General features: G+C 60.2%; 27 protein-coding genes and 1 tRNA gene. 17 read left to right on the forward strand and 11 right to left on the reverse strand.

Going from position 1 to position 24939, the window contains the following annotated elements:
• Positions 1 to 79 precede the first annotated feature (79 nt).
• Together ACIGGE_RS15625 and queF are read right to left on the reverse strand one after the other, a co-directional pair.
• Positions 80 to 1687: a phytoene desaturase family protein gene (locus ACIGGE_RS15625; RefSeq protein WP_397491041.1), complete on the reverse strand. Its 1608-nt coding sequence runs from the start codon at positions 1685 to 1687 to the stop codon at positions 80 to 82.
• Between the two features lie 15 nt (positions 1688 to 1702).
• Entirely contained in the window at positions 1703 to 2161 is a 459-nt protein-coding gene (gene queF / locus ACIGGE_RS15630) for a preQ(1) synthase (RefSeq protein ID WP_103024249.1), read from the reverse strand.
• Between the two features lie 117 nt (positions 2162 to 2278).
• Between queF and ACIGGE_RS15635 the strand changes: the two genes are divergently transcribed.
• The 9 genes from ACIGGE_RS15635 (at position 2279) to ACIGGE_RS15675 (ending at position 10478) form a co-directional block, all read left to right on the forward strand.
• Entirely contained in the window at positions 2279 to 3370 is a 1092-nt protein-coding gene (locus ACIGGE_RS15635; RefSeq protein ID WP_397491042.1) for a hypothetical protein, read from the forward strand.
• A 37-nt stretch (positions 3371 to 3407) separates the two neighbouring features.
• On the forward strand, positions 3408 to 4241 hold the full coding sequence (locus ACIGGE_RS15640) for a sulfurtransferase (RefSeq protein ID WP_397491043.1): 834 nt from the start codon (positions 3408 to 3410) through the stop codon (positions 4239 to 4241).
• Positions 4242 to 4243: 2 nt separating this feature from the next.
• Positions 4244 to 5455, forward strand: coding sequence for a cystathionine beta-lyase (gene metC / locus ACIGGE_RS15645; protein WP_397491044.1), 1212 nt, complete (start codon positions 4244 to 4246; stop codon positions 5453 to 5455).
• Between the two features lie 2 nt (positions 5456 to 5457).
• Complete coding sequence (locus tag ACIGGE_RS15650) at positions 5458 to 6525, forward strand: mechanosensitive ion channel family protein (protein ID WP_196847906.1); 1068 nt, start codon at positions 5458 to 5460, stop codon at positions 6523 to 6525.
• 97 nt (positions 6526 to 6622) lie between these two features.
• Positions 6623 to 7381 (forward strand): uroporphyrinogen-III C-methyltransferase, encoded by a 759-nt coding sequence (gene cobA, locus ACIGGE_RS15655; RefSeq protein ID WP_375245472.1) that lies wholly within the window; start codon positions 6623 to 6625, stop codon positions 7379 to 7381.
• The gene (locus tag ACIGGE_RS15660) at positions 7378 to 7674 is read left to right on the forward strand and encodes a DUF2849 domain-containing protein (protein ID WP_103024254.1); all 297 of its coding nucleotides are present in this window, start codon (positions 7378 to 7380) and stop codon (positions 7672 to 7674) included. Before cobA ends, ACIGGE_RS15660 begins: the two co-directional genes overlap by 4 nt.
• Entirely contained in the window at positions 7674 to 9308 is a 1635-nt protein-coding gene (locus ACIGGE_RS15665; RefSeq protein WP_397491045.1) for a nitrite/sulfite reductase, read from the forward strand. The genes ACIGGE_RS15660 and ACIGGE_RS15665 overlap by 1 nt, the downstream gene beginning before the upstream one ends.
• Positions 9301 to 9726: a DUF934 domain-containing protein gene (locus ACIGGE_RS15670; protein ID WP_222827827.1), complete on the forward strand. Its 426-nt coding sequence runs from the start codon at positions 9301 to 9303 to the stop codon at positions 9724 to 9726. The genes ACIGGE_RS15665 and ACIGGE_RS15670 overlap by 8 nt, the downstream gene beginning before the upstream one ends.
• On the forward strand, positions 9723 to 10478 hold the full coding sequence (locus tag ACIGGE_RS15675) for a phosphoadenylyl-sulfate reductase (RefSeq protein WP_397491046.1): 756 nt from the start codon (positions 9723 to 9725) through the stop codon (positions 10476 to 10478). Before ACIGGE_RS15670 ends, ACIGGE_RS15675 begins: the two co-directional genes overlap by 4 nt.
• Positions 10479 to 10535: 57 nt before the next feature.
• On the opposite strand, the gene ACIGGE_RS15680 is transcribed toward ACIGGE_RS15675, so the two are convergent.
• Entirely contained in the window at positions 10536 to 10955 is a 420-nt protein-coding gene (locus ACIGGE_RS15680) for a hypothetical protein (RefSeq protein ID WP_397491047.1), read from the reverse strand.
• Positions 10956 to 11098: 143 nt separating this feature from the next.
• Here ACIGGE_RS15680 and ACIGGE_RS15685 point away from each other — a divergent pair, with 143 nt between their 5' ends.
• Positions 11099 to 11272: a hypothetical protein gene (locus tag ACIGGE_RS15685; RefSeq protein ID WP_397491048.1), complete on the forward strand. Its 174-nt coding sequence runs from the start codon at positions 11099 to 11101 to the stop codon at positions 11270 to 11272.
• 223 nt (positions 11273 to 11495) lie between these two features.
• On the opposite strand, the gene ACIGGE_RS15690 is transcribed toward ACIGGE_RS15685, so the two are convergent.
• On the reverse strand, positions 11496 to 12161 hold the full coding sequence (locus ACIGGE_RS15690; protein WP_397491049.1) for a hypothetical protein: 666 nt from the start codon (positions 12159 to 12161) through the stop codon (positions 11496 to 11498).
• Between the two features lie 627 nt (positions 12162 to 12788).
• The gene (locus ACIGGE_RS15695) at positions 12789 to 13562 is read right to left on the reverse strand and encodes a helix-turn-helix transcriptional regulator (protein ID WP_397491050.1); all 774 of its coding nucleotides are present in this window, start codon (positions 13560 to 13562) and stop codon (positions 12789 to 12791) included.
• Positions 13563 to 13909: 347 nt separating this feature from the next.
• Between ACIGGE_RS15695 and ACIGGE_RS15700 the strand changes: the two genes are divergently transcribed.
• On the forward strand, positions 13910 to 14350 hold the full coding sequence (locus tag ACIGGE_RS15700) for a DUF1772 domain-containing protein (RefSeq protein WP_397491051.1): 441 nt from the start codon (positions 13910 to 13912) through the stop codon (positions 14348 to 14350).
• A 173-nt stretch (positions 14351 to 14523) separates the two neighbouring features.
• Here the strand turns inward: ACIGGE_RS15700 and ACIGGE_RS15705 are convergent.
• The 6 genes from ACIGGE_RS15705 to ACIGGE_RS15730 form a co-directional block, all read right to left on the reverse strand.
• Positions 14524 to 14599: transfer RNA gene (locus tag ACIGGE_RS15705), tRNA-Thr, on the reverse strand.
• Between the two features lie 57 nt (positions 14600 to 14656).
• Entirely contained in the window at positions 14657 to 15742 is a 1086-nt protein-coding gene (locus tag ACIGGE_RS15710) for a 2OG-Fe(II) oxygenase (RefSeq protein WP_397491052.1), read from the reverse strand.
• Between the two features lie 40 nt (positions 15743 to 15782).
• Complete coding sequence (locus ACIGGE_RS15715; RefSeq protein ID WP_397491053.1) at positions 15783 to 16694, reverse strand: NAD-dependent epimerase/dehydratase family protein; 912 nt, start codon at positions 16692 to 16694, stop codon at positions 15783 to 15785.
• On the reverse strand, positions 16691 to 17809 hold the full coding sequence (gene proB / locus ACIGGE_RS15720) for a glutamate 5-kinase (protein WP_397491054.1): 1119 nt from the start codon (positions 17807 to 17809) through the stop codon (positions 16691 to 16693). Before proB ends, ACIGGE_RS15715 begins: the two co-directional genes overlap by 4 nt.
• A 75-nt stretch (positions 17810 to 17884) precedes the next feature.
• Positions 17885 to 18940: a GTPase ObgE gene (gene obgE, locus ACIGGE_RS15725; protein WP_103024267.1), complete on the reverse strand. Its 1056-nt coding sequence runs from the start codon at positions 18938 to 18940 to the stop codon at positions 17885 to 17887.
• A 57-nt stretch (positions 18941 to 18997) separates the two neighbouring features.
• Positions 18998 to 20266 (reverse strand): acetyl-CoA C-acetyltransferase, encoded by a 1269-nt coding sequence (locus ACIGGE_RS15730; RefSeq protein ID WP_397491055.1) that lies wholly within the window; start codon positions 20264 to 20266, stop codon positions 18998 to 19000.
• Between the two features lie 115 nt (positions 20267 to 20381).
• On the opposite strand from ACIGGE_RS15730, the gene ACIGGE_RS15735 reads away from it, so the two are divergent.
• From ACIGGE_RS15735 to ACIGGE_RS15760, 6 genes are all read left to right on the forward strand, one after another.
• Positions 20382 to 21143, forward strand: a complete 762-nt coding sequence (locus ACIGGE_RS15735) for a crotonase/enoyl-CoA hydratase family protein (RefSeq protein WP_173830060.1) — start codon at positions 20382 to 20384, stop codon at positions 21141 to 21143.
• 44 nt (positions 21144 to 21187) lie between these two features.
• A complete protein-coding gene (locus ACIGGE_RS15740) occupies positions 21188 to 22351 on the forward strand; it encodes an acyl-CoA dehydrogenase family protein (protein ID WP_103024270.1) in 1164 nt (387 codons plus the stop codon).
• 214 nt (positions 22352 to 22565) lie between these two features.
• Entirely contained in the window at positions 22566 to 23000 is a 435-nt protein-coding gene (locus tag ACIGGE_RS15745; RefSeq protein WP_103024271.1) for a DUF983 domain-containing protein, read from the forward strand.
• Positions 23001 to 23083: 83 nt separating this feature from the next.
• A complete protein-coding gene (gene gntA, locus ACIGGE_RS15750; RefSeq protein WP_397491056.1) occupies positions 23084 to 23770 on the forward strand; it encodes a guanitoxin biosynthesis heme-dependent pre-guanitoxin N-hydroxylase GntA in 687 nt (228 codons plus the stop codon).
• Positions 23767 to 24372, forward strand: a complete 606-nt coding sequence (locus tag ACIGGE_RS15755) for a DUF1989 domain-containing protein (RefSeq protein ID WP_221598626.1) — start codon at positions 23767 to 23769, stop codon at positions 24370 to 24372. The genes gntA and ACIGGE_RS15755 overlap by 4 nt, the downstream gene beginning before the upstream one ends.
• A 4-nt stretch (positions 24373 to 24376) precedes the next feature.
• On the forward strand, positions 24377 to 24931 hold the full coding sequence (locus tag ACIGGE_RS15760) for a DUF421 domain-containing protein (protein ID WP_397491057.1): 555 nt from the start codon (positions 24377 to 24379) through the stop codon (positions 24929 to 24931).
• Positions 24932 to 24939 lie beyond the last annotated feature (8 nt).

Below are 24939 nucleotides of genomic sequence, written 5' to 3' on the forward strand. Positions count from 1 at the left end.
CGACTTTAAGATTCGAAGTGTATTGATCTTGAAGCACTTGAAACAAGCGAAATAGCCATTGCCGTCCCTCGGTGACGAACTAAACGCCCTTGAATTTGCGCCAATTGCCACGGTCGAAGATGATTTCGCGGGCGCAATTATGTCCGGGAGCACCTGTCACCCCGCCGCCGGGATGGGTCCCCGCACCGCACATGTAGAGCCCCTTTACCGGTCCCCTGTAGGCCCCGTGACCCAACACCGGCCGCGCGGACCACACCTGGTCCAAACTCATGTGGCCGTGCATGATATCGCCTCCGACCAGCCCGAACTTCCTGTAGAGCCCTTTGGGACTGAGAATCTGTCGCCCCAGGATGCAGGCACGGAAGCCTGGGGCGACGGCCTCGACCGTATCGATAATGGTATCGGCTGCAGCATCCTCTTCATCGTCCCAATCGCGGCCATCGGGGAGTTCGGGCGCGAATTGCTGGCAAAACAGGCTCGCCACATGCTGGCCTGCCGGAGCAAGACTATCGTCGACCGTGCTGGGGATGAGCATTTCGACAATCGGTTTCTTGGACCAGCCCTCGGTCTTGGCATCGAGGAACGCCCTGTCCATGTAGTCCAGTGTCGGGGCGAGAATGATACCGGATCGGTGTTGCTCACCCGGTTGAGGGAGCGCGGTAAACGTCGGTAACTCACTCAGCGCCACATTCATGCGGAAGGTGCCGCCGCCCGCCTTGAACCCCCGCATGCGGCGGCGGAAATCCTCGGGCTGGTGGCTCTCGTCCAGCATTTTGCCATAGAGGAGTTTGGGGCCGACATTGGCGATGACCCGCGCCGCCGCGATTTCCTCGCCGCTTTCGAGCCGTACCCCTGCGATCTCATCGCCATCAACCAGAACTTCGGACACCGGCGCCTCCAAGCTGATGTCGACACCGGCCTGCCGGCACACCTTGGCCATGATCTGCGTGATCGTGCCCATACCTCCGATCACATGGCCCCAGGCACCCCTTTTGCCATTTACCTCGCCGAACACATGATGAAGGAGGACATAGGCGCTGCCCGGCGTGTCGGGGGAGGCGTAATTGCCGACTACGGCGTCAAAGCCGAACGCGGCCTTGACCGCTTCGCTCTCGAACCACTGGCCGAGAAAGCTCGACGCGGATTTCGTGAACAGATCGAGGATGTCGCGCTTGGCCGGGAGGTCGAGACGCGCCATGCCCCACCCTTGCGACGCCCCGGAAATCAGTGTGCGCAGGCCTTCGCCGACATTCGGCGGGCTCTTGAGCGCCAGGTCGCGGAGAACCGAAGCCACCCCTTCCAGCGCATCGTAATAGGCCGGGAGTGTATCGGCATCATGCTTGGAGAACTTGCGGAATTCGGCCTGTGCTCGTTCCAGCCCGCCGCCCAGCTTCAGATAGCCCCCGTCTTCCTGCGGAAGGAAATTGGAGATTGGACGCTCGATGACGGTGTAACCGTGCTCTTCCAGTCGCATGTCGCGAATGACTTTGGGCTGCAGCAGGCTGACGGTGTAACTTGCTATGGAATTTCGGAAACCCGGGAGGAATTCCTCCGTAACGGCCGCACCGCCCACGACATCGCGCCGTTCGACGATGCGGACTTTCAGCCCCGCGCGGGCGAGATAGAATGCGCATACCAGCCCGTTATGGCCTGCTCCGATGATGACGGCGTCATATCTACTGGCCATGTGCGCTTGTCCGGATTAGCCCCGACCCCGGTACGACGGAACGCCCTGATCCGGTAGCCAAAGAGCCTCCGGCGGAGCGCCGCTTTGCCAGAACACGTCGATCGGAATGCCACCGCGCGGATACCAATAACCGCCGATGCGCAGCCATTGCGGCTTCATTTCGTCGAACAGGCGCTGGCCGATGCCGACCGTCACATCTTCGTGAAAACCGCAATGGTTGCGAAAACTCCCAAGGAACAGCTTGAGGCTTTTCGATTCCACGATTGTTTCGCCGGGTGCGTAATCGATAACGATATGTGCGAAATCGGGCTGTCCCGTCACCGGGCAAAGTGATGTGAACTCGGGCGCCGCGAACCGCACGAGATAAAGCTGGCCTGCGCGCGGGTTCGCCACATAATCGAGTTCCGCCTCGTCCGGAGAGGTGGGCAAGCCAGTACTTACGCCGAGGAATTTGGGAGAAGGTGTGTCGCTCATGCCGCGCTCCTGCCGTGATGCGCGAAAATGCGCAAGCCGGGGCTTGGAACTGTGCGCTTAAGTACCTATTCAGCGCGCCTCCGCACAGTGGCGGGTTTAATCCGCGAAACGAACCGCATGAATCTTCGTACCCGCATTTCCATCCTGGCGTTTGTCGCGTCTTTACCGGCCATGGCGCACGCCCAGTCGGTAAACGATTTTTCGTTGGAACCTGCGCCAAGCCCAAGCGCCACCCCGCAAGCACAGGGGCCTGCGGATACGCAGAGGGGCGTGGAGATCCGTCCGCGTGCCGTTAATACCCCGACACCGACGCCAACGCCGTCCTCGGCGCCTGCACCGTCCGTGCCGGTCCAGCTTTCCGAACCGCGGCCTGTTCCTACAAGACAGGCCCCGCAGGCAAGTCCTCTCCCAACCGTGACGCCCCGCACGGTGGAAACGGTAGATCCGCAAGCCGAAGCACAGCCGACCCCGTCGCCATCCGAGCCGGCGAACGAGCCGAGCGCTACAATCTTATCGCCAGCTTCACCATCGCCGCAGCCTTTGCCGCCCGCACAACCGGCAACGAGCGACGACAATGGCGAAGACCTCCCCTGGTTGCCGATAGGCGGCATCGCAGCGCTGCTCGCACTTCTCGGCGCAGGTTTTGTTATCTGGAACCGCCGCCGCGAAGCTGTCGTACCGGAAATCGAACGACCGCTGGTTGCCGCAGCGGCGCCCGTCGACGTGGTGCCGCTGGCGGATGCGTTGTTCGTACGGATAGAAAACGAAAAGCTCATCCGCAGCGCGGCCTTCGCCACGCTCAAATACCGGTTGACGCTGATCAATCGTACCAATGCTTCGCTAGCGGATGTCGTGATCGGCATAGACTTGGTTTCGGCTCATTCCGGTGCGCCGATGGAACAGCAGATCGCTACCAATGGCACGGTGCTCGAAAAACGCCATGAGGTTCCCCGGATCTCTCCCCGGCAAAGCGTCACCCTTACAGGGCAAGTCCAGCTCCCGCTCGCGCAAGCCCATGTGATCAGGCAGGGTCGCCACCCGCTACTGGTTCCGCTGATGCGGGTCAGGATAGACGGTCCGGGCGAAGGGGCACTGCTCAAGACGTTCGTGGTCGGGCAGGGCATGCCGGACGGCGGCCGCGTGCAACCCTTCAGGCTTGATGAAGGCCCGCGCAGTTACGAACCGATTGCCCAGCGCGAGCTTGCCTGAGTCGACTTCGCTTCATCCGCACGCTAACCGGGCGACGATGCATAGTCTCGTCTCGACCCAATGGCTTGCCGAACAATCCGGCTCTCCCGACCTGGTGATACTCGACGCGTCGGCTCATCTACCCGACAGCCCGCGTAATTCGGCCGCGGATTTTTCGGAAGGTCAAATCCCGGATGCGCGGTTTCTCGACCTGACCAGCTTTGTCGATACGGCATCACAGGTTCCCAAGGCAGTCCCTACGGCGGATCAGTTTGCCAGACGCCTGGGGCAGTTGGGGATCACCCCGTCGAGCCGCGTCGTGCTCTACGACGACAGCCAGATAAAAAGTGCAGCCCGCGCGTGGTTTATCTTTCGCCTCTATGGTTTCCGGAATGTCGCCATTCTGGATGGCGGGTTCTCGAGATGGAAACAGGAAGAACGTCCTGTCGAGGCGGGCCGGGCAACTTACGAACAAACAGAATTCCCTACCCCCTCCATAGCTGGCGCCGTTCGCGGCAAGGATCAGATGCTCGCAAACGATAGTTCTCGCGCCGAACAGATCGTCGATGCGCGAGACGCGGCGCGCTTTGCGGGGGAAGAAGGCAGCGGTTCGGAAGGTCATATTCCCGGGGCGGCGAACCTGCACTTCGCCAAACTCTTCGCTGAAGACGGAACCTACCGGTCGCCCGACGATATAACTGCTTTGTTCGCGGAATCCGGCGTAGATCTGGATGGTCCGGTCACCACTTATTGCAACAGCGGCATGACGGCGTGCGTTCTCGCGTATGGTCTGCATCTGGCAGGAAAAGACGATGTCGCCCTTTACGACGGCAGTTGGCTCGAATGGGGTGAGGACGCCGATACGCCGAAGGAAAAAGGGGCGGCGCAGTAGCGATGGCTGGGGGAAATGACGACAGCTACGCGCGGTCGACGCGTCTTGTAACGGTTGGCCGCTCTGGCGACTTTGCCGACAATGTCGTCAATCCGCCGATTTGGCGCGCAAGTACCCACCTTTATTCAAATTGCGCCGACCTCAAGGCGCGAAAAGCTCGTAACGAAGACGGGCAATTCTTCTACGGCCGCCGCGGCGCGCCGACGCAGTGGGCTCTGGCACAGGCGTTGACTGCGCTGGAGCCTGGGGCGGCGGGAACGGTCCTGTACCCCAGTGGCCTTGCGGCTCTGGCGGGGGCACTATTGGCCGTTCTGCGCAGTGGAGACGTTTTGCTCGTCGCCGACAATGCCTACGAACCTACACGCAATACGGCGATGGGACTGCTCAAGACCTTCGGTGTGGAGCATCGTTTCTTCGACCCTCTCGATCTCGAGGCGTTCGAAGCGGCGTTTTGCGATCGCACACGGGCCGTGATGCTCGAAGTGCCCGGCAGTCTGACCATGGAAGTTTGTGACATCCCCGCACTTACGCGAATAGCGCGAGACAAGGGCGCGGTCAGTCTCATCGACAACACGTGGGCCACGTCGCTCGGCTTTGAGGCTCTTGGCCATGGTTGCGATATCGCCATCACCGCGCTGACCAAGCATGTGGGCGGACATTCCGACCTTATGATGGGCGCCGCATCTGCAGGGGAGCGATGGTATCGGCGCCTGCGCCTCGGTGCGCAGCAGTTGGGCCATGTCGTGTCCCCCGATGATGCTGCGCTGGCCCTTCGGGGGTTGCGCACCATGGGCGTGCGCCTCGAACAGCAGAGCAAGACCGCACTTGCGATTGCGCAATGGCTCGATGATCGCGACGAGGTCGCTCACGTCCTTTCGCCGATGCTGCCGGGTGGGCCGGGGCATAACCTATGGCAGCGTGATTTTACAGGGGGCTGCGGCTTGTTCAGCTTCGTATTGAAGGGCCGAGACGATGCCGCCCGTTGCCGGTTGATCGATGCCCTGCAATTGTTCGGCATCGGCTACAGTTGGGGTGGTTTCGAAAGCCTGGCCTTGCCGTTCGATGTCGATCCAATCCGCAGCACCATGGCATGGCCGAAGGAAGGATGGGGGCTTGAGGACCGCTTCGCCATCCGGCTATCGATCGGTCTTGAAGACAAGGACGATTTGATTGCCGACCTCACCAAAGGTTTTGCGGCGATGAACGAAGGATAGACGTGCAGGGCGAAACCCCACCTAGCGATGGTGCGACACCCACCACGGCTCCCGTCGAACAGGCGTGGAGCCTTGCCGAGCCTGCTCAGGAGCAGGGCGGGCTGGACGCGGCCGACGGCGCGAGGGAAGCGCTGAGCTCGCGAAGCGAAACCGTGGAGTCTGTGGTCGATACGCTCGATGCCGTGGCCTTGTCGTTCGGAGAATTCAGAGTTTCTCTGTTCGATGTGCTGATGGTCAGTTCCGTCATCATCGGCGTTCTTGTATTCGCCTGGTTCGTCAGTAGGATGGCTCGGCGCCTCGTCAGGCGGATGACGAGGCTGGACAATGCCCAGCAGTTGCTGGTCGAAAAGGTCGCCACGATCATCGTGTGGGCCATTGCCTTCTTCCTCGCGATCGATCTGCTTGGCATCGACCTCACCGCCCTGGCGGTGTTTTCCGGCGCTTTCGGCCTTGCGATCGGTTTCGGTCTGCAAAAGACCTTCGGCAATCTGATCGCGGGTATTATCCTGTTGATGGATCGATCGATCAAGCCGGGCGACGTGATCGCCGTGACGGACATGGCGGGCAATGAAAGCTTCGGGCAAATCCGCAAGATCGGCATTCGGGCCGTGTCGGTAACGACGCGCGACCAGCGCGAATATCTCATTCCGAACGAAAACCTGATGATCAATCAGGTCGAAAACTGGTCTTACTCGTCAAAGAATGTCCGTATGCAGGTGCCGGTTGGCGTCAGCTATGAAGCCGATATGAATCTTGCCGAAAAGCTGATGCTCGAAGCAGCCAAGAGCTGTGAACGGGTACTCAGCGCGCCGCCGCCCACAGTCTGGATGAAGGAATATGGCGACAGTTCGGTCAATTTCGTCATTCATTGCTGGATACAGGACCCGGAAGAAGGCGTCGGCAATGTGCGCAGTGTTGTGCTCAAGAAGCTGTGGTGGCTCTTCAAGGAACACGACATCGAAATCCCGTTCCCGCAGCGCGATCTGCATATCCGCTCCAGTGCCGATTTCGATCGTCTTATCGAAGTAATGGGGCAAGGCGCGATCGCGCCCACTCCGGCAAAAGAATAGATTGCCCCACGCACAGCGTCGGTTTCAAAATCTACCCTTCCTTGCCGCACACGCATTCTGATTGGCGCGAAAGGGCCCTGGTCCGCATCTTGCCACGATGGCTGATACCGGAACCATTTACCTTGTCGGCGCAGGGCCGGGCGACCCCGACCTGCTGACAATTCGCGCCGCGCGGTTGATCGAACGCGCCAAGATCATCGTGCACGATGGGCTCGTCGATCCGGCGATCATGGCGCTTGCGCGTGATGACGCGGAACTCATCTCGGTCGCGAAGCGCCGGTCTCATCATACTCTTCCTCAGGAAGCGATCAGCGACCTTCTGGTCCGCTTTGCCCGCTCTGGCGAGGACGTCGTGCGCCTGAAGGGGGGCGATCCCTTCATTTTCGGGCGCGGTGGCGAAGAGGCAGAGGTTGCCCGTGCGGCAGGTGTCCCGGTCGAAGTTGTGCCCGGTATCAGCGCTGCAAACGGCGCAGCCGCCGCATCGCAGATCGCGCTGACGCATCGCGACGCGTCGAGCATCGTGAGCTTCGTTGCGGGCCAGTGCAAAGGCCTGAAGGATCAGGATTGGGCAGGGCTGGCTGGTAAGGGCCGCACACTGGTAATCTACATGGGCGTCAAAACTGCGCCCATGATTGCAGAAAAGCTGATGGAGGATGGCCTTGCTCCTGATATGCCCTTGGCCATCATCGAAAACGGTACTCGGCCTGAAATGCGCGTGTTGCGCGGTTTGCTTGCCGGCTTGCCCGATTTGGTCGAGAACGAGAATGTCGTGAGCCCGGCTCTGATCGTGATCGGGGAAGTGACCGCACGCGACGACGTTGCGCTCGCGCTGGCAGCACAGGAGGCTGCGCGATGAGGCTCCTGACAGGAAACGATCTCAAGACCGGAGCGGTAACTTGGTGGACCGGTAAAGACTGGTCGATCCATATCGAAGAAGCCGTCGACGTGTCCGGCAACGAAGACGAGATCGCGCGCCGCGAAGAAGCCGCCCGCCGCGTCAATGTGCCTTACGCCGTCGATGCCGAAATGCACGATGGCTCGCCGCGACCGTCGCACATCAAGGAGCGCGTTCGCGCACTTGGACCGACGGTCCGTCCCGACCTGACCCTCAAGCCTGCCGATCCGGAAATCGGCAACTGGGTGATCTGATGTATAAATATGACCAATACGACCAGGCGATGGTCGATGCCCGCGTCGAGGAATTCCGCGATCAGGCCCGCCGACGTCTCGAAGGGAAGCTGACCGAAGATCAGTTCAAGCCGCTCAGGCTGATGAACGGGCTCTATCTTCAGCTCCACGCCTATATGCTGCGCGTCGCCATCCCTTATGGCACGCTCGACAGCCGGCAGATGCATGCGCTTGCTGACATCTCGGACAAGTACGATCGCGGCTACGGCCATTTCACGACGCGCCAGAACATCCAGTACAACTGGATCAGGCTGGAGGACGCAGCCGACATTCTGGCCAACCTTGCCAAGGTGGAGATGCATGCGATCCAGACCAGCGGCAATTGCATCCGCAACATCAGCTCAGACCATTTCGCAGGAGCGGCGGCGGACGAAGTTGTCGATCCGCGCCCCTATGCTGAGCTGCTGCGTCAGTGGTCCAGTTTCCACCCGGAATTCAGCTACTTGCCGCGCAAGTTTAAAATTGCCGTCATCGCCAGCGAAAAAGATCGTGCGGCGATGCGGTTGCATGACATCGGCATCAACATCGTGAAGAACGATGCGGGCGAGCTGGGGGCTGCGTTCTATGTGGGCGGCGGCATGGGCCGTACGCCGATGATCGCGCCCTGCATCAATCAGTTCGTTCCGCTGGACCAGCTGGTGACATATTGTGAAGCCTGCTTAAGGGTTTACAACCGGTACGGGCGACGGGACAACAAGTATAAGGCCCGGATAAAGATCCTCGTTCAGGAGCTGGGCGCGGAGGAATATACCTGCCAGGTCGAGGAAGAGTTCGTGCATCTGCTCGAGCAGGGCGTGGAGCCGCCGCATGACGAACTCATGCGGATCATACGTATGTTCGAGGCGCCGAACACCGACCAAACGGCACCGAACGATATCGACCGTTCGGATCCCGATTTCGCGCTGTGGGTGGATCGCAACACCGTGGCGCACAAGGCCAGCGGATATGTGTCTGCCGTCATCAGCCTCAAGCCGGTGGGCGGGATCCCCGGCGATGCCACGGCAAAGCAGATGCACCTGATGGCCGATCTGGCGAAGGAATACAGTTTCGACGAACTGCGCGTGATGCACACGCAGAACATCGTCCTGCCGCATGTTCGCAAGGCCGATCTGCATGCTTTGTGGACCGCGCTGGACGAAGCGGGGCTGGGCAGCCCGAACCTCGACACGGTCGAGGACATCATCGCCTGCCCCGGGCTCGATTACTGCAGCCTTGCCAATGCCCGTTCGATCCCCATCGCGCAGAGGATATCGGAGCGCTTCGCCGAGACCGGCAAGACCGGTACGCTGGGCGAACTGAAACTGAAGATTTCCGGCTGCATCAATGCCTGCGGGCATCACCACGCAGGCCACATCGGCATCCTCGGCGTCGATCGCAAGGGCGTGGAAAATTACCAGCTCCTGCTCGGCGGCAGCGAAGCCGAGGATGTGAGCCTGGCCAAGATCACCGGACCCGGCTTCGACGAGAACGGCATCGTCAACGCGGTCGAGACGGTCACCACAGTTTACGAGCGCGAACGTCAGGATGGCGAGCGCTTCGTGGACACCTATCGCCGCATCGGCATGAACCCTTTCAAGGAGGCGCTTTATGGCTGATACGTTGCGCTATCGCGAAGACGAGCCCGTCGATCACCCGGCGGTCACCGTCGATGCTTTTCTCGACCAGTCGAATGCATCGGCAGTCCGGATCGAACCGGGCGACGATGCCCGCGAACTGGTGCCCCATCTCGAGCGGCTGGCGCTGGTCGAGGTGAACTTTCCCGCTTTCGGAGACGGGCGCGGCTATTCCTCCGCCCGCATCCTGCGCGAGGCGGGTTATGACGGCGAACTGCGTGCCGTGGGCGATGTCCTGGTGGACCAGCTCGCCTATATGCGCCGCTGCGGCTTCGACGCATTCGAGCCGGACCAGCAACTCGACATGGACGACGTGGAAGCTGCATTCGATCGCTGGCCGGATGTCTACCAGAAGGCTGCGGACACGCGGACGCCGATCTGGGCGAAACGGCACTCATGAACGAACTGCGCGCCATCGACCGTCTCGACACGGGGCCCCGCTTTACCGAGCAGGACGCCATTCGCCTCAACCGCATGTTTCGCGGGACGGAGACGGAAGAATGGCTGCGCGCGGTAATCGAGGGGAGCCTCGCTGGCGATACGGCGGTGGTTTCCAGCTTCGGGGCGGAGAGTGCCGTGCTCCTGCACCTCATTTCGCAGATCGACCCGAATGTGCCCGTGCTGTTTCTGGACACGGGCAAGCACTTCCCCGAGACGCTGGCCTATCGTGACGAACTGACCGACCGGCTGGGGTTCAGGCGCATCGATCTCTATCCCGAAATCGCCGATCTGAAGGCGCGTGACGAAAGCGGGCTCAGATGGTCGTACGACCCGGATGGCTGCTGCGAATTGCGCAAGGTCAGGCCACTGGCCAAGGCGCTGGAAGAATACGATGCAAGCTTCACGGGGCGCAAGGCTTTCCAGTCGTCGACCCGCGCCAATCTGCCGCGTTTCGAAGTCGATACGTCCGATGCGCAGGGACGGCTGAAGATCAATCCGCTGATCGACTGGTCCGCCGACGACATCACTGCCTATTTCGAAAAGCACGATCTGCCACGTCACCCGCTGGTGGAGCGCGGTTTTCCCAGCATCGGCTGCATGCCGTGCACGCGGCCGGTGGCCGAAGGCGAGGACGCCCGTGCGGGACGCTGGTCCGGCTGGGACAAGGTCGAATGCGGTATCCACCGGCCCGGCGAGGAACCGTTCCTGTAAGGCAGAAAGTGGCGCCGACACGCAATCCGGCGCCACTCATCTGATCAGGCCGCAGCGTTACATCCGTTCGACGGTCGCCGTTTCCCCATCGGCATTGGTCGATGTCCAGACGCCATCGGCGCCGACCGCTTCCGTGTTGCATTTCTCGGCGACCGTATCGTCTTCCTCACGATATTGTTCGTCGACCGTCCAGCAATAGTCCTGGGGTGATTTCTGGACCCAGCGGCCGGTCTCGACCACGGTGCCATCCGCATCGGTCTGTATGTATGTGCCGTCGGGCTTGAGTTCTTCCGTGAAGACATCGCCGCCTTGGGTAGTGACACGGTAGGTTCCCGGCGCAGGCTGGCCGTCGGCGGCCATGACTTGCGCAGGTTGCGTTGCAGCAGGTTCGGGAGCTTGCGCGGCAGGTTCCTGTTCGGCAGGCTTTGAACAGCCGGCGAGCGCAGTCGCTGCGGCGAGCACAATCAGATATTTCATGTAATGATCCTCCGTTCGCGACCCGATGGCGAAGGCGGATGTTTCCGTTCACGAGTCGCGACCCGAGAGGGCCGGTATAGGCTTAAAGCCCCGCGTAAGGAAATATGGGCCGTATGCTCGTTGCAGGCGGAACCTGATCGGTAATGCGCAGTGACGAAGTGCTCATTCCACCTGCCTGGGTGCAAATCGCCGCAATCCTCGTGCGCGCCAGCGAGGCCGAGTGCTCCGTCATTCGCGACTTAGCCGACGTCAGCGATGCAAGTCTTTCCAAATATCTCTCGGCTCTGGCGGTTGTGGGCTGTGTTTTGATTGAATAGATCCCAAGCGAGGGCTGTCAGTGGACTTGGGAGGCGCTGATTACCGAGGGGCGCCGTTTTGGAACGCTGGCGGAACAAGCCTTTTCGAGTAAAGTGCCGGCAGCGACTGAACCTTGCGTTCTGCTAGCAAACTTCTTTGCGAACATCGGTTTTTCGCGAGGAGAAGCCAGATCGGACTGACGGGATTTTTCGATTTATGGCTAAGTCACATTGGGTCGTGTATCTAGAATGGCACAGGACGGTGCAATTTGATGGTTAGACGGTAGGGAGAGGCGAGGCTGATCTCGGCATCACTCGTACTGTCGATCCTGAGCCAAACGCGCTGATCGTTGCCCCAGAGGTAGGTCGGCGTTTTTTGGCCAAGCCATTCCCGTAGCCCCTCGACGTTGGAGCAGACTTCGAGAAACGGCTGATCCTCGGCTACGCAACGATAGTTAATTTCCTCGTTACCTTTCAGAAAAGCACGGTAGCGTGCAAGACCCCAGCCGGCTCGGTCGAGATCAATGGACCGGTAACCGGATATCTTGACATAGCCCTTGCTAGGACAATCTCCCGAAGGATCTGCTAGAGCAATCTGGCGTCGGCTATGAACCCCTCTTGCTCTGTCGACCCACCACCCTTTTGTATCCGTAGTTTCTCCGGTTCGTTTAAGCCTGATGCGCCATTGAGTGCGCAGGCATGGAAGCCCTTGGCGTGTCGCTTGTTCGTTAAGGAGGAGGACGGGATCGCGGCGGTGAATGTCTGGAGGCCAAAAGGCTAGGCTTACGATTGGCTGAGAAGAGCGCTCTTCGAGTATCAATTCTCCGAGCTCGTTGGCCGGGACCGACGATGGCTCTGGAATTGCAAGGAGCACGGCAGAGAGGATGGCGGAAGACACAGCCAAATTCATGTTCACCTTCATGAGCTTGGCAACAAGATGCTGTCAATGACGTTACTTGCTTGCCAGTCTGTTTCCGCTAACCACTCCAAGCTTGGTCTTCTGCGACGACTTGAAGCGATCCTGGAACTGCCTGACAGCCTCATCAAGTTTGATGCCGAAACCCGAACTTCCCGCGCCGCCCCCATTGCGGACATGTCGCCCCCCGGCGGCTAGTCATACTCTGATGAGCGACAAAAAGCTGCAAACGGTAAAAATGGTACTCCATTGGACTCGGGATCCAATCGGCGTGAGTGGCTTCGAGAAAGCGCTGGCCGAATACGACAGATATGTGCCTACGGTCTTAGCTTCTTGATCGAGAAACAGACAACGAGGAGGTCGGTGCCTATTTGACCTATGTGGAAACAGAACGGATCGGGCTCTCGCCACACAAGCGAAAAAACCGAGGGCGTGGCCGCACTCCTGAGGGAATTACACGCCTTGCATCAATGACGCGCTTATCTGCTTTCCATTCAATTGCGGACCTTCGCAGCAGTTGTCGCAACGCTTCAATGCCGAACGTCCGATAATCTAGCAAGTGCGACAACAGCGGTCCGGCTGCTAACGACCCCATTGTTGACGTTCGCCAAGACGAACGGTTTAGTCGGGGACTTCGAGCGATTGGGCGACGATAAATTGCCATTCAACATCGCTGCCTGGCAATAAAATTGAGCGCTGGGCGACCCTAAGCGGCTCGCGCGGGAATTCATTGGAATTGTAAAATAGCGGTTCGCTCAACGCCTTTCGGCCTCTTACCTTGAGCGTGCGATCCCAGAGCGAGCGCGAAGAAAGGTCGTGGTGCCCTATGGCGCTAATCTGCCAATAATGACCGCTGCGCGGTTGGAGATAACGCTGATCGCCAAGTGGATTGGTCAAGACAACCTCACCGTCGGGACCAACTGTGGCGGCGGCGATCAAGATGTTAAGTGCGCTTTCGAGCTGCTCGTCGCCATTGCGAACTTGAACTACGGTCTCTGAATGGAGAGGATCTTCTCCCATAGATGGCAGGAGAACGAATAATGCTGCTGCAACAAGGGTCATGGCGGTTGCTCCCAAAATCAGTGGCCGGACATAACTTGCTTGGGGCTGGAGAGTGTGAGCGTGAAGGTCCGGCGTTTGGGGTACTGTTCGACCGTACCCTTCTGACTGGCTGAGTAGACGTGCAGCTTGCAGCGAGGAAGTGGTGCCAAGCTTGGTCCTAGCCATCTTTAACCGCTTCTCGACCGCGTGATGCGAAATGTGAAGGTCTGCAGCGATTTCCTTTGCTGATTTGTGCTGTAGCCATTGCCGCAGGCACACCTTCTCACGCTCGGTTAATCTGGCAAGTTTCTCTTCATTATCCATGTCCTTGGGAATACAGACGGTATGGGACAAGCGAAAGTACGGTCCGATAGTACAGGCCTTTCAGCAGGATCTTTTTGCGCTACTTTCTATCTTAAGTGCAGACCTTCCTGGCCATTCGCACAGCGCCTGAGAGCTGACCGTCCGATAATCGAGAAAGCGCGACAAAAGCGGACCGGTTGTTAACGACGCCCTTTGCAGACATTGGGCTTGAGCGGTCGTGATATTTTCTCCATTATACGACAGCCGAAAATAGAGTGGCAGGTTGGTAGCTCCTGCACCCAAATTTGGGTTCTTCTCAGCCGCGGCGTTGACCCAATTTGTTTGGGGAGGCGCTGGCTGTTTTTTCGCGTCTCCCCGGCTCATGCCGAGGAACCCTGATGTCGCTTTTCTATATCATTGCACTGGTGTCCGCCGCCTTGTTTGCCGGTGCGGCAGCTTATATCAGTCTGGTCGAACACCCGGCCCGCCTGTTGCTGGAAGACAGGCCGCTACTCACACAGTGGCAATCAAGCTACGCGAAAGCGCTCCCGATACAGTCCGGCCTGGCTATTATCGGCGGTGTATGCGGATTGGCGGCTTGGTATTTATCGACCCAATGGTTGTGGATCGCTGGAAGCATCGCACTTCTTGGTAACTGGCCGTTTACCATCATAGCAATCATGCCGACGAACAAACGACTTCAGGCCGTTCATCCAGAACAGGCAGGCCCTGACATAAGGGCCCAGCTTGTGGGCTGGGGGCGCCTTCACGATATAAGAAGCCTGCTCGGGCTGGCCTCGACAGTGCTTTTCGCGATAGCCTTGATGGCGACGATGTAGCGGCAGATCCCCCACAGATCTTCGCCGGATCAGTCGCCGACGACAAGTCAGCCGAGAATTTGGCCGAAACCTGAAACCCCCAAAAAAGAGGGCCAATAGAGATAGTTGAGAAACCGCCGGAACCGGCCGTTGGCGGGCTGTCGCTGATGATGACGCCCCACAGGGCGGGGAAATGGTGCCGGCTAGAGGAGTCGAACCCCTGACCTGATGATTACAAATCAACTGCTCTACCAACTGAGCTAAGCCGGCGACCGGAGAGCGCCTTTCAAGCAAAGGCTTCCAAAAGTCCAGCCCCATTGCGACACATCAACCGGCTGTTTGCGCTTGATGGGCTGCGAGCTTGTCTAGATTGGCGTCGCGAACCTTCCTGGCGGCCTCGTCATAGAGGAAAGGCAGGAATGCGTAACGCCGCCCGCTGGTCACCGGCGTCGCTTCATGCAGTAGCGAACAGGAGAACACGATCGCGCCGCCCGTCGGTGCGCGATAGGTGCGCTGGCCGAATTCGGGAAAGCGCAGATCGCCGCCGTCATATTCGCCTGCATTGAGGTTTATCGTGACGGCGAAGCGCCGGTGGGCAGTGCCGTGAGTCGTATTGTCGCGATGAGGGCGGAAGTGGCCAGCGCCCGCTTCATAGCAGGCGACAAGGTAGCGTTCGATCCGCGTGGCGCGGAATTGGAACGCGCGTTCCATCGCGGGGATCAGGCGCCGCGCGATCCGTCCGGATAGGCGATCTTTCAGTGTCTGGTCTTCGATCAGGCAGTCCCGCCTCTGTTTGAAACTGTCGTCAACCACGAGGGTCGTCTTCCCATCGACATCGCGCATGAAGCCCGAAGGTTCGCCGCCGCGGCTTTCATACAGCGCGATCAGGTCGGCGCACAGCGAAGGTTCGAACACATCGGGGACGACGATGACCGGTGCCCAGCCTTCCTCCACTGCGGCAAGCCGCGTGCGGAGATCTGCAATGGCGCGCTCGCCATCATCGATACGATAGCGGGATCGAATGCGTAGTTCCCGGTCGAGCACCAGCCAGTGCGCTTCATAGGAGGCAGCATCGTTCGACAATGCTCCGTAGGCCTTGCTGATTGCGCCATCGTAATCGAGGAAGTGGCGAATTCCCGGCAATTTCTGCGCGATGCGGCCGTCCGCTTCGTCCGACGGATCGACCGTCACGCCAAAGAAGCACGCAGTCTTATCGTCGAACAGGGTGCGGTTGCTTTGTACAAGTGCCAGCGCCTGCTGGGCGGCAGGGGTACCGGCGTGGCCGCAGAAGAGCATGAGGACGTGGCGGCCGGCGATCGAAGAAAAGGCAAAGCGATCGGCACCACCCAGCGCCCTGGCGTAGAACCACGGGGCATATTCGCCCATGGCAGGCATGATCGGTTTGCCAGACATTTCACCTGCTTATCGCGCAGGCGTTGAGGCTGCAATTGCCTTAGAGCCAGCCGTGTTTTCGATACCATGCAGCGGTCGATGCGAGGCCTGCCTTGCCCGAGATGCGCGGCGACCAGACGGCTTCGGGCACCTTGCGGCTGGATCGTGCCACCCAATTGGGGTGGGTCATGTAGCCCACACGGTCGGCGGTGAGGCGGGCCTTGTCGCGGCGTATCAGGCGGTCGGCCCTGGCGGCGGTTTCGAGGACGGCGCGGGGCAGATGCGTGGCGAAGACGCGGCGACCCACGGCAGCGCCGATCGCTTTTGCCAGTTCCTTGTGCGACCAGCCCCCTTCGCGCCCGTCGTCGGGTTCGAATATCTGGCGGCGTACGAGGGCGGGCGGGGCATCGACCAAGGTCAGTAGCAAGCGAGCGAGATCGTCGACATGGATGATCGAACTGGCGCCCCCGGGTGGGAGCGGGACGAAGCCCATGCGCGCGCTGCGGAACATTTCGAAATAATCGACATCACGCGGGCCGTAGACGCCGGGGGGGCGGACGATCGTCCAGTCTAAGCCGCTGTTTTCGACCAGGCGCTCCGCTTTCGCCTTGGACGCACCATAGACCGATAGGTCGGGCTCGCGGGCGGAAAGGGAGGATACGAAGATGAAGCGGCGGACCTTTTTCTGTTTCGCCGCGGCGATCAGCCGTTCGGTTCCGGTAACGTTGGCTTCTTCGAAATCTGCGGGATCGGGCGTGGTGGTGAGGCCGGCAACGTGAATGACGGCATCGGTACTGTCGCACAGCCGCGCAAGAGCAGCGGGGTTGGACAGATCGCCTGCAATCCAATCGACGTGTTTGCGATCGGCCTGCGGGCGGCGGGTAAGTGCGCGAACAGGCTCTTCGACCTGCGCCGCGACATCGAGCACGGCCTGTCCGACAAAGCCGGTTGCCCCGGTAAGCGAAACGGTCATATTCGCACCATGTGATCGCGGTGAATGACGGCGGCGCGCGGGGCGTAGCCAAGCCTGTCGGCCTGCTGTTCTTCCCTGAGGCCCATGATCGTGCGGCATTCGGCCGACGCGTACTCGATCAGCCCCTGGCCAAGGCGTTCGCCTTGCGGACCGTGAACCGCGACCAGATCGCCGCGTCCGAATTCGCCTTCTATGTCGATGATGCCTGCAGCCAGAACACTTGCCCCATTTTCGAGGGCCATCATGCAGCCTCTATCGATGGAGACGACGCCCAAGGGGGCAAGACGACCGCCGAGCCAGGCCTTGCGCGCACTCGCATTCGATTGCGGCAGGAAGACCGTCCCGGTGCCATTGGCGATGGCGCGGGCAAGGGGCGAGGGGTGGGTTCCGTTGACGATCGCCAAGGCGATGCCAGCCCGTTCTGCAATTCGTGCCGCCTGCAGTTTGGCGGTCATTCCGCCGGAGCCGAGGCCGGATGTCGATGCGCCCGTGGCCATGGCGAAGATTTCCGGCGTCACACCTTCCACCTGCGGCACGAGGGTGGCATCCGGTTCGCGGGGGTCGCGATCGAACAGGCCATCGACATCGGACAGCAGCACGACGGCATCGGCGCCTGCTGCCTGGGCGACGCGGGCAGCGAGCCGGTCGTTATCGCCGAAACGGATTTCTTCCGTGGCGACGCTGTCGTTTTCGTTGACGACGGGGATGGCCCCTGCATCGAGCAGGCGGGCGAGGGTAGCCGAAGCGTTTAGATAACGTCTGCGGTCTTCCAGATCGCCCAGCGTCACGAGCATTTGTGCCGCCGTGATCGTGTGCGCTTCCAACGCATCGGACCACAGGCGGGCGAGTTCGACCTGACCGACTGAGGCGGAGGCCTGTGCATCGGCCAGGCTGCCGCGCCCGCCCCTTGCCAGCCCGAGTTTCGCTGCGCCGAGGGCAATCGCGCCCGAAGATACGACGATGATTTCGGTGCTCCGGCGCATATCCGCGATTTCGGCGGCAAGGGTCGCCAGCCACTGTGTGCGCGGCTTTCCATCCTGCACGAGCAGAGCCGAGCCGACCTTGATGACAAGGCGGCGCGCGTTGCGCAGGTCTGCGAGGGCGGCAATGGTCATCGTCGACCCACTAGGCCAAGGTAGCGGCACGCGGAAGCCGGCTTCGCTTGGCGCGCCCGAAGCACGACTTCGCGCTCAGAGAGGCGACCATTCGGCCGTATCGTCTTCGTCTTCCACTTCTTCGGCGTGGGTTTCTGTCGACGTACGGTCGGGAAGATAGCCCAGCACGCCGTCGAGCAGTTCGGGAATCCCCGCGCCCGTAGCGCCGGAAATGGTGAAAACCTTGTCCGCGCCGGCGGCCAGCAGTTCTTCTGCAAAGCCCTGACCGAGTTCGTCGTCTGCCAGATCGAGCTTGTTCAGCGCCACGAGCTGCGGCTTGTCCGCAAGACCGCCGCCATAGGCTTCGAGTTCGGCATTGACCGTGCTGTAGGCTTCTGCCGGATCATCGCCCGAAATGTCGATCAGGTGGATAAGCACGCGGCACCGTTCGATATGGCCAAGGAACCGGTCCCCGATGCCAGCACCATCGGCAGCGCCTTCGATCAGGCCCGGAATGTCGGCCAGCACGAATTCGCGGTTCTTGTGGGTCACGACACCGAGCTTGGGGACCAAGGTGGTGAAGGCGTAGTGCCCGACCTTGGCCTTGGCGTTGGAAACCTGGTTGATGAAAGTGCTTTTGCCCGCATTGGGCAGGCCCAGAAGGCCGACATCGGCAAGCAGCTTCAGCCGCAGCCACACCCACATTTCCTCGCCCGGAATGCCGGGCTGGTGCTGGCGCGGGGCGCGATTGGTGCTGGTCTTGTAACTGGCATTGCCGCGACCGCCCATGCCACCTTCGAGAAAGACGACCCGCTGGCCCACTTCGGTAAAATCGGCCAGCACCTCTTCCTTGTCTTCCGACAGGACCTGCGTGCCGACCGGCACCTCGATAACAAGATCCGGCGCCCCAGCGCCGGTCCGGTCCTTGCCCTGACCGTGATTGCCGCGCTTGGCCTTGAAGTGCTGCGAATAGCGAAAGTCGATCAGCGTGTTGAGGCCCTGAACGGCCACGAATACGATGTCGCCGCCCTTGCCACCGTTACCGCCGTCGGGGCCGCCGTATTCAACGTATTTTTCGCGCCGGAAACTGACGGCACCGGGGCCGCCGCCGCCGGACTTGAGGTAGATCTTGGCTTGGTCGAGGAAATGCATGCGCGCCCTCTAGCCGCTTTCTTCGCCATAGGCGAGGGCGCGCATGTCAGGTCGGGATCAATCGACGAAATCGTCGACCCGTTCGACGATAATGGCGGGAGCCATGCCGCCGGCTGCACACATGGTCACGAGGCCATAGCGTTTGCCCTGGCGTTCCAATTCGTCGACCATCGTGCCGATGAGGATCGAACCGGTGGCACCGATCGGGTGACCGAGTGCGATGGAGCCGCCGTTCACATTGACCTTGTCCCAATCGAGATCGAGATCGCGAACGAATTTGGCTGCGACGACGGCAAAGGCTTCGTTGATTTCGTAAAGATCGATGTCGTCGGTCGTCAGGCCTGCCTTCGACAGGACCTTTTTCGCCGCCGGAACCGGGGCGTTGAGCATGAGCGTCGGATCGTCGCCCATATTGGCGGTGGCGACGATGCGCGCGCGGGGCTTGAGCCCATGCTTTTGCGCATAATCCTTGCTTGCCACGAGAACGGCTGCCGCACCATCGACGACACCCGAACTGTTGCCCGCGTGATGGAAGTGCTTGATATCGACGTCGGGATATTTGGCGTTGATCAGCCCGGAGAAAGTGGTGCCGGCCTTATCGAGCGGGACATTGGCGATCTTGGTGAAAGCGGGTTCCAGTTCGGCAAGACCTTCCATGGTCGTCTGCGGCCGAGGGAACTCCTCCTTGTCGAGAACGACATTGCCATCGTCGTCGGTTACCGGGACGAGCGACTTGTCGAAACGCCCTTCCTCGATAGCCTTGGCGGCGCGCTGCTGGCTGCGATATCCGACCTCGTCCAGTTCTTCGCGGCTGAAGCCTTCCATGGTGGCGATGGCATCGCCGCAAACACCCTGATGGCTTTGCGGATGTGTCCGCATGAGACGTTCGTTATAGCTGCCCATCATCGGCGGCTTGAGGCCAGCGGCCATCTTGTCCTTCGACATCTGTGCCGTGAGGCTCATCATCTCGGTGCCGCCCGCAACGACGCAGTCTTCCATCCCGCTCATCACCTGTGCCGCAGCGAGCGCCACACTGGTGATCCCGCCGCCGCAAAACCGGTCGAGCGTGGTGCCGGAGGACGTCACGTCATATCCGGCGTCGAGCGCTGCCATGCGGCCCAGATCGCCCGCCTGCATGCCATCCTGCGTGCTGACCGACCATATCACGTCATCGACCGTGGAGGTGTCGAGATCGTTGCGATCCTTGATGGCTTTGAGGCAGGTGGCTGCAAGGTGCTGTGGATGCATGTGCGCCAGCGATCCCTTGCCCTGTTTACCGATCCCGCGCGGGGTCCGGACGGCATCGATGATGTAGGCTTCAGCCATGGCGTAAACTCCTCTCCACTTTTCGATTCTTGCGGCGAATGCCGGTTGACGTTTGCGTAAGCGTGACGCAGCAAGGGCGCAAGACAAGTTTCGATTTGCAATGGGAGAGAGCGCGATGTCCGAGGAAGTCCTGACGAGCGAGGAGGACGGCATTCTGGTCGTCACCATCAATCGTCCCGAGGCAAAAAACGCCATGACCAAGGCTGCGGCGGAAGGCATAGCAGCGGCCATGGACCGCCTCGACAGCGACGATAATCTGCGCGTGGGTATCCTGACCGGAGCCGGCGGAACATTCTGTTCGGGCATGGACCTGAAGGGGTTCCTGCGCGGGGAATCGCCCAGTATCGAGGGACGCGGCTTCGGCGGCATCGTCCAGAAGCCACCGGAAAAGCCGCTGATCGCTGCCGTGGAAGGATATGCTCTGGCAGGCGGGCTGGAACTGATGATCGCGTGCGATCTGGTAGTGGCCAGTGCGGGCGCGAAATTCGGCATTCCCGAAGTAAAACGTGGCTTGGTAGCTGCAGCGGGCGGGGTGATGATGCTGCCCGACCAGATCCCGGAACGGATCGCCATGGAATTGGCGCTGACCGGCGACTTCATCGATGCGGCCCGTGCGTATGAGCTTGGTCTCATCAACCGGATAACCGACGGCGAGGCACTTGTGGCGGCGAAGGAACTGGCTGCCAGCATTGTCGCCAACGGGCCGCTGGCCGTGCGTGTGTCCAAGCAGGTAATCAAGCAGTCGCGCGGCTGGCCCATGGATGAGCGCTATACGCGCCAGACCCAGCTTATTGCGCCCGTATTCGTATCGGAAGATGCGCGCGAAGGGGCTGCCGCCTTCGCCGAAAAACGCGCGCCCAACTGGAAGGGCAAATAAGACCCTTCAGCGCGCCATAACAATATCCGGAGAGGACCAGACAGATGCCCGCAATCAATGTACCCCAGCCCGAATTCATGGAGGACGAGGAAATCTCGATCTTCGCCGACGCGGTCGGCAAGTTCTATCAGCAGCATGCCCCTGAAAAACGTGTCCTCAAATGGCGCGAGGATGGACAGGTCGAACGCGAATTCTGGAACGAAGCGGGTCAGGCGGGACTGCTGGGTGTATCGGTGCCCGAAGAATACGGCGGCCATGGCGGGGACTTCCGGCACGAAATGGTCGTAATCGACCAGCAGGCGAAGCACGGAGTGGAGGGCTTTGCCGCATCGCTGCACAACACCGTGATCCTGCCCTATCTCGTGCGCCATGGCACCGAAGAGCAGAAAAAGAAGTATCTGCCAAAGCTGGTAAGCGGGGAACTGGTCAGCGCGATAGCCATGACCGAGCCCGGCGTAGGGTCCGATCTGCAGAGCGTCACCACGACTGCGCTGAAGGATGGGAACGGCTATCGCATCAACGGCGCGAAAACCTACATCTCCAACGGCCAGACCGCGGACTTCATCATCGTCGTCGCCAAGACCGATCCCAATGAACGGGCCAAGGGCATTTCGCTGATGCTGCTCGAGACCGAAGGCGCAGAAGGCTTCCAACGCGGCAAGAAGCTCGACAAGATAGGACTGGACGCGTCCGATACGTCGGAACTGTTTTTCGACGATGTATTCGTACCGGCGGAGAATGTGCTGGGCGGGGAAGAGGGCAAAGGCTTCTACCAGTTGATGGGCGAGCTTCCTCAGGAACGCCTTATCATTGCGATGGGTGCCATGACAGGCATCGAAAAGGCGCTGGAGACGACCCTGGACTTCGTCAAGAATCGCAAGGCTTTTGGCCAGACCATCTGGGATTTTCAGAACACGCAATTCGTCATGGCGGACCTCAAGGCCCGCGCGACCGCAGCGAAGATTTTCGTCAATGACTGCATCGCCAAGCACCTGAAGCGCGAGCTTGACGTGCCGACTGCGTGCATGGCCAAATACTGGGTCACGGAATTACAGGGCGAAGTGGTCGACAAATGCCTGCAGTTCCATGGCGGTGCCGGCTTCATAAACGATTATCCGATCGCTCGCATGTATCGGGATAGCCGTATCACGCGGATTTTCGGCGGGTCGAACGAGGTCATGAAGATGGTCATCGCCCGATCCATGTAGCAGCAGCGCGAACGGACGATCCGGCGAATTAGAGACACTGCCAGGGTTCTAAACCGGCGGCGTAAGAACTCGTTTGCGCGCTGACGTGCTCCTATCGCAACCTGCATGCACATTAATTCGCTTGTTCGGCGACCTTGCAACTCCGATCCTGAGGTAGGGAACGAACATGGGTTTCTGTGTGCGCCCGCATGCCTTTGGAATTTTGGAACCATCTATGGAACTTGACGACAGCGAAAAGACTGCCTGGATTTTCAAATCCGGATGGAAAGGACTGTGCCCGCGGTGCGGCAAGGGCAAAATGTTCAAGTCGTGGTTGAAAGTCAGCGACCGATGCGAAGTGTGCGGACTGGATTACCGGTTCGCATCACCGGATGACGGGCCGGCCTTTTTCTCTCTGACATTCGTGGCGTTCCCGCTGCTGTTCTTCATCGTCTGGTTGCAGGTTTCGCTGGAACTTCCGCTGATCGTCCTGCTTGCGATCGCGATCCCGCTGATGGCCATTGGATGCGTTCTGCCGCTTCGCCCTATCAAGGGCTGGCTGGTCGCTTCGCAGTTCGTGAACAAGGCGCAGGAAGCGGGCACGGAAAAGCTCTGGCGTGACATGCATGCGCGGGAAGACGAGGTGAAACAGCGGGAGGAGAGAGATTGACGTCGCGATGCGTCGAATGGATGAAAAGCGATTGATATATATTTGGTGATGCAACGATCCGGTCGGTCAAACATTCGCCAATCATGCAAGTTGTCACCCCCGCCGACGCGCCGAGTGCGCATGCTCTCGAAACCCACATACGCGAAGCTGGCTTCCCCTGCGTCGGTGCCAAGTCGGCACTGGCTAAAGGCAATCTGAGCGTGGTTCACGCTCGCGATATCACTAGCGCCTGGAACGACCTCGAAATCCACCGCGCCTTGGTTGAATGGAGCGACCGGTATCGCGAGGAGCGTATCGAAAGCGGGCTAAGGAGCCTTGCGGTGGTGTTCGACGGGCCTGAAGACTTGAGCGAGGAACGGTTCGAGCAGGCGCTATGGGACCGTATCCAGTCACTCAGCGACAAGGACACCTGGCGCGATCAGCCGCGCGATCCGCGTGTCAGCTCCGATCCGGACGATCCACACTTCTCGCTCAGTTTCGGTGGGGAAGCCTATTTCGTTGTGGGGCTACATCCGAGGGCATCGCGCCTTGCGCGCCGGTTTGCCTTTCCGACACTGGTTTTCAACTTGCACGACCAGTTCGAAGCTCTGCGCGAACAGGGGCGTTACGAGAAGATGCGCAAAACGATCATCGATCGCGACATTGCGCTGGCCGGTTCGCCCAATCCAATGCTGGCACGCCACGGCGAAGCCAGCCCCGCTGCGCAATATAGCGGGCGGGTGGTCGATGAGGATTGGGTCTGCCCATTCAGCGACACGAGGGCTGCATGAACCCCAACCGCATTGCCCCGCGTTCCGGGGTCGCCTTTCGATTGGAGGAGGGCGAAACCTTGACTGTCGTCGACCCGCAAGGTGGCCAGGTTTCCGACCTGCTTGCTTTCAATGCGGACGATGTGCGGGAAGTCATCTCGAATGGGCGCACTTTCGATTACGAGGAGACCATCTCCCTGGGGCAGGGAAATCGCTTATGGTCGAACCGGTCCAAACCCATGCTCGAAATTGTCGAGGACACGGTCGGGCGGCACGATTTTCTGCTGACGCCGTGCAGCGAGGCGACCTTTCGCCATTTCTATGCCGACAAGCCCGTGCATCGCGGCTGTTTCGGCAATCTGGCCGAAGCGCTGTCGCCCTATGGTGTCGAAGCGGACATGATCCCGACAGCTTTCAACCTATTCATGAACGTGCCGGTCGACGGCGCGACCGGACGCTTGGCGGTAGAGCCGCCCGTTTCCAAATCGGGAGACCACATTTCCATGCGAGCCTTGTCCCCCTTGATCATCGGGCTGACGGCCTGTTCCGCTTATGATTCCTGTGGTGGAACCTTCAAGCCGATCGATTACGCTATCGACCGGCCCACCGCAGGAGTGACGTAAAGCCATGTTCGGTCTTTCCGAATATCCCGACGCCATCCTGCGAGGCGTGGCACTGGGGGTGATCGCGCTGATCTGGGTCATCGTGCTGGTGCGCACAATCGGCCTGCGTACTTTCTCCAAGATGACGGCTTTCGATTTCGTCGTCACACTGGCGACCGGATCGCTCCTCGCTTCGGCAGCAACGGTTACCGAATGGACTGCGCTCGTACAGGCGCTCAGCGCTATAATGGCTTTGCTGGTGGCGCAGCTAGTTCTGGCGCGGCTGCGGCGCGGATCACGCAGGTTTCAGCTGCTGCTGGAAAACGACCCGACCATGCTGATGTATGACGGTAAAATCCTGGAAGGGGCGCTCGCCGAAACGCGCGTGTCCGAAAGCGATATTCTCAACAAGATCCGCAGCGCGGGGATATCAGACCTGTCGGACGTGCGGTCGATGGTATTGGAGAGCACGGGCGACATTTCGATCATCTCCGGTACCGAAGAACCGACCGAAGAAGTGATGCAGGAAGTAGACTGCTGTCACGGTCCGCTGAAACGGCACGTCGCTCGCGGGAAATGATCGGGGAG

Origin of the sequence: Qipengyuania sp. NPDC077410 (assembly GCF_044543405.1) — a bacterium.
In the GTDB taxonomy this organism is placed as follows: domain Bacteria; phylum Pseudomonadota; class Alphaproteobacteria; order Sphingomonadales; family Sphingomonadaceae; genus Qipengyuania; species Qipengyuania pacifica.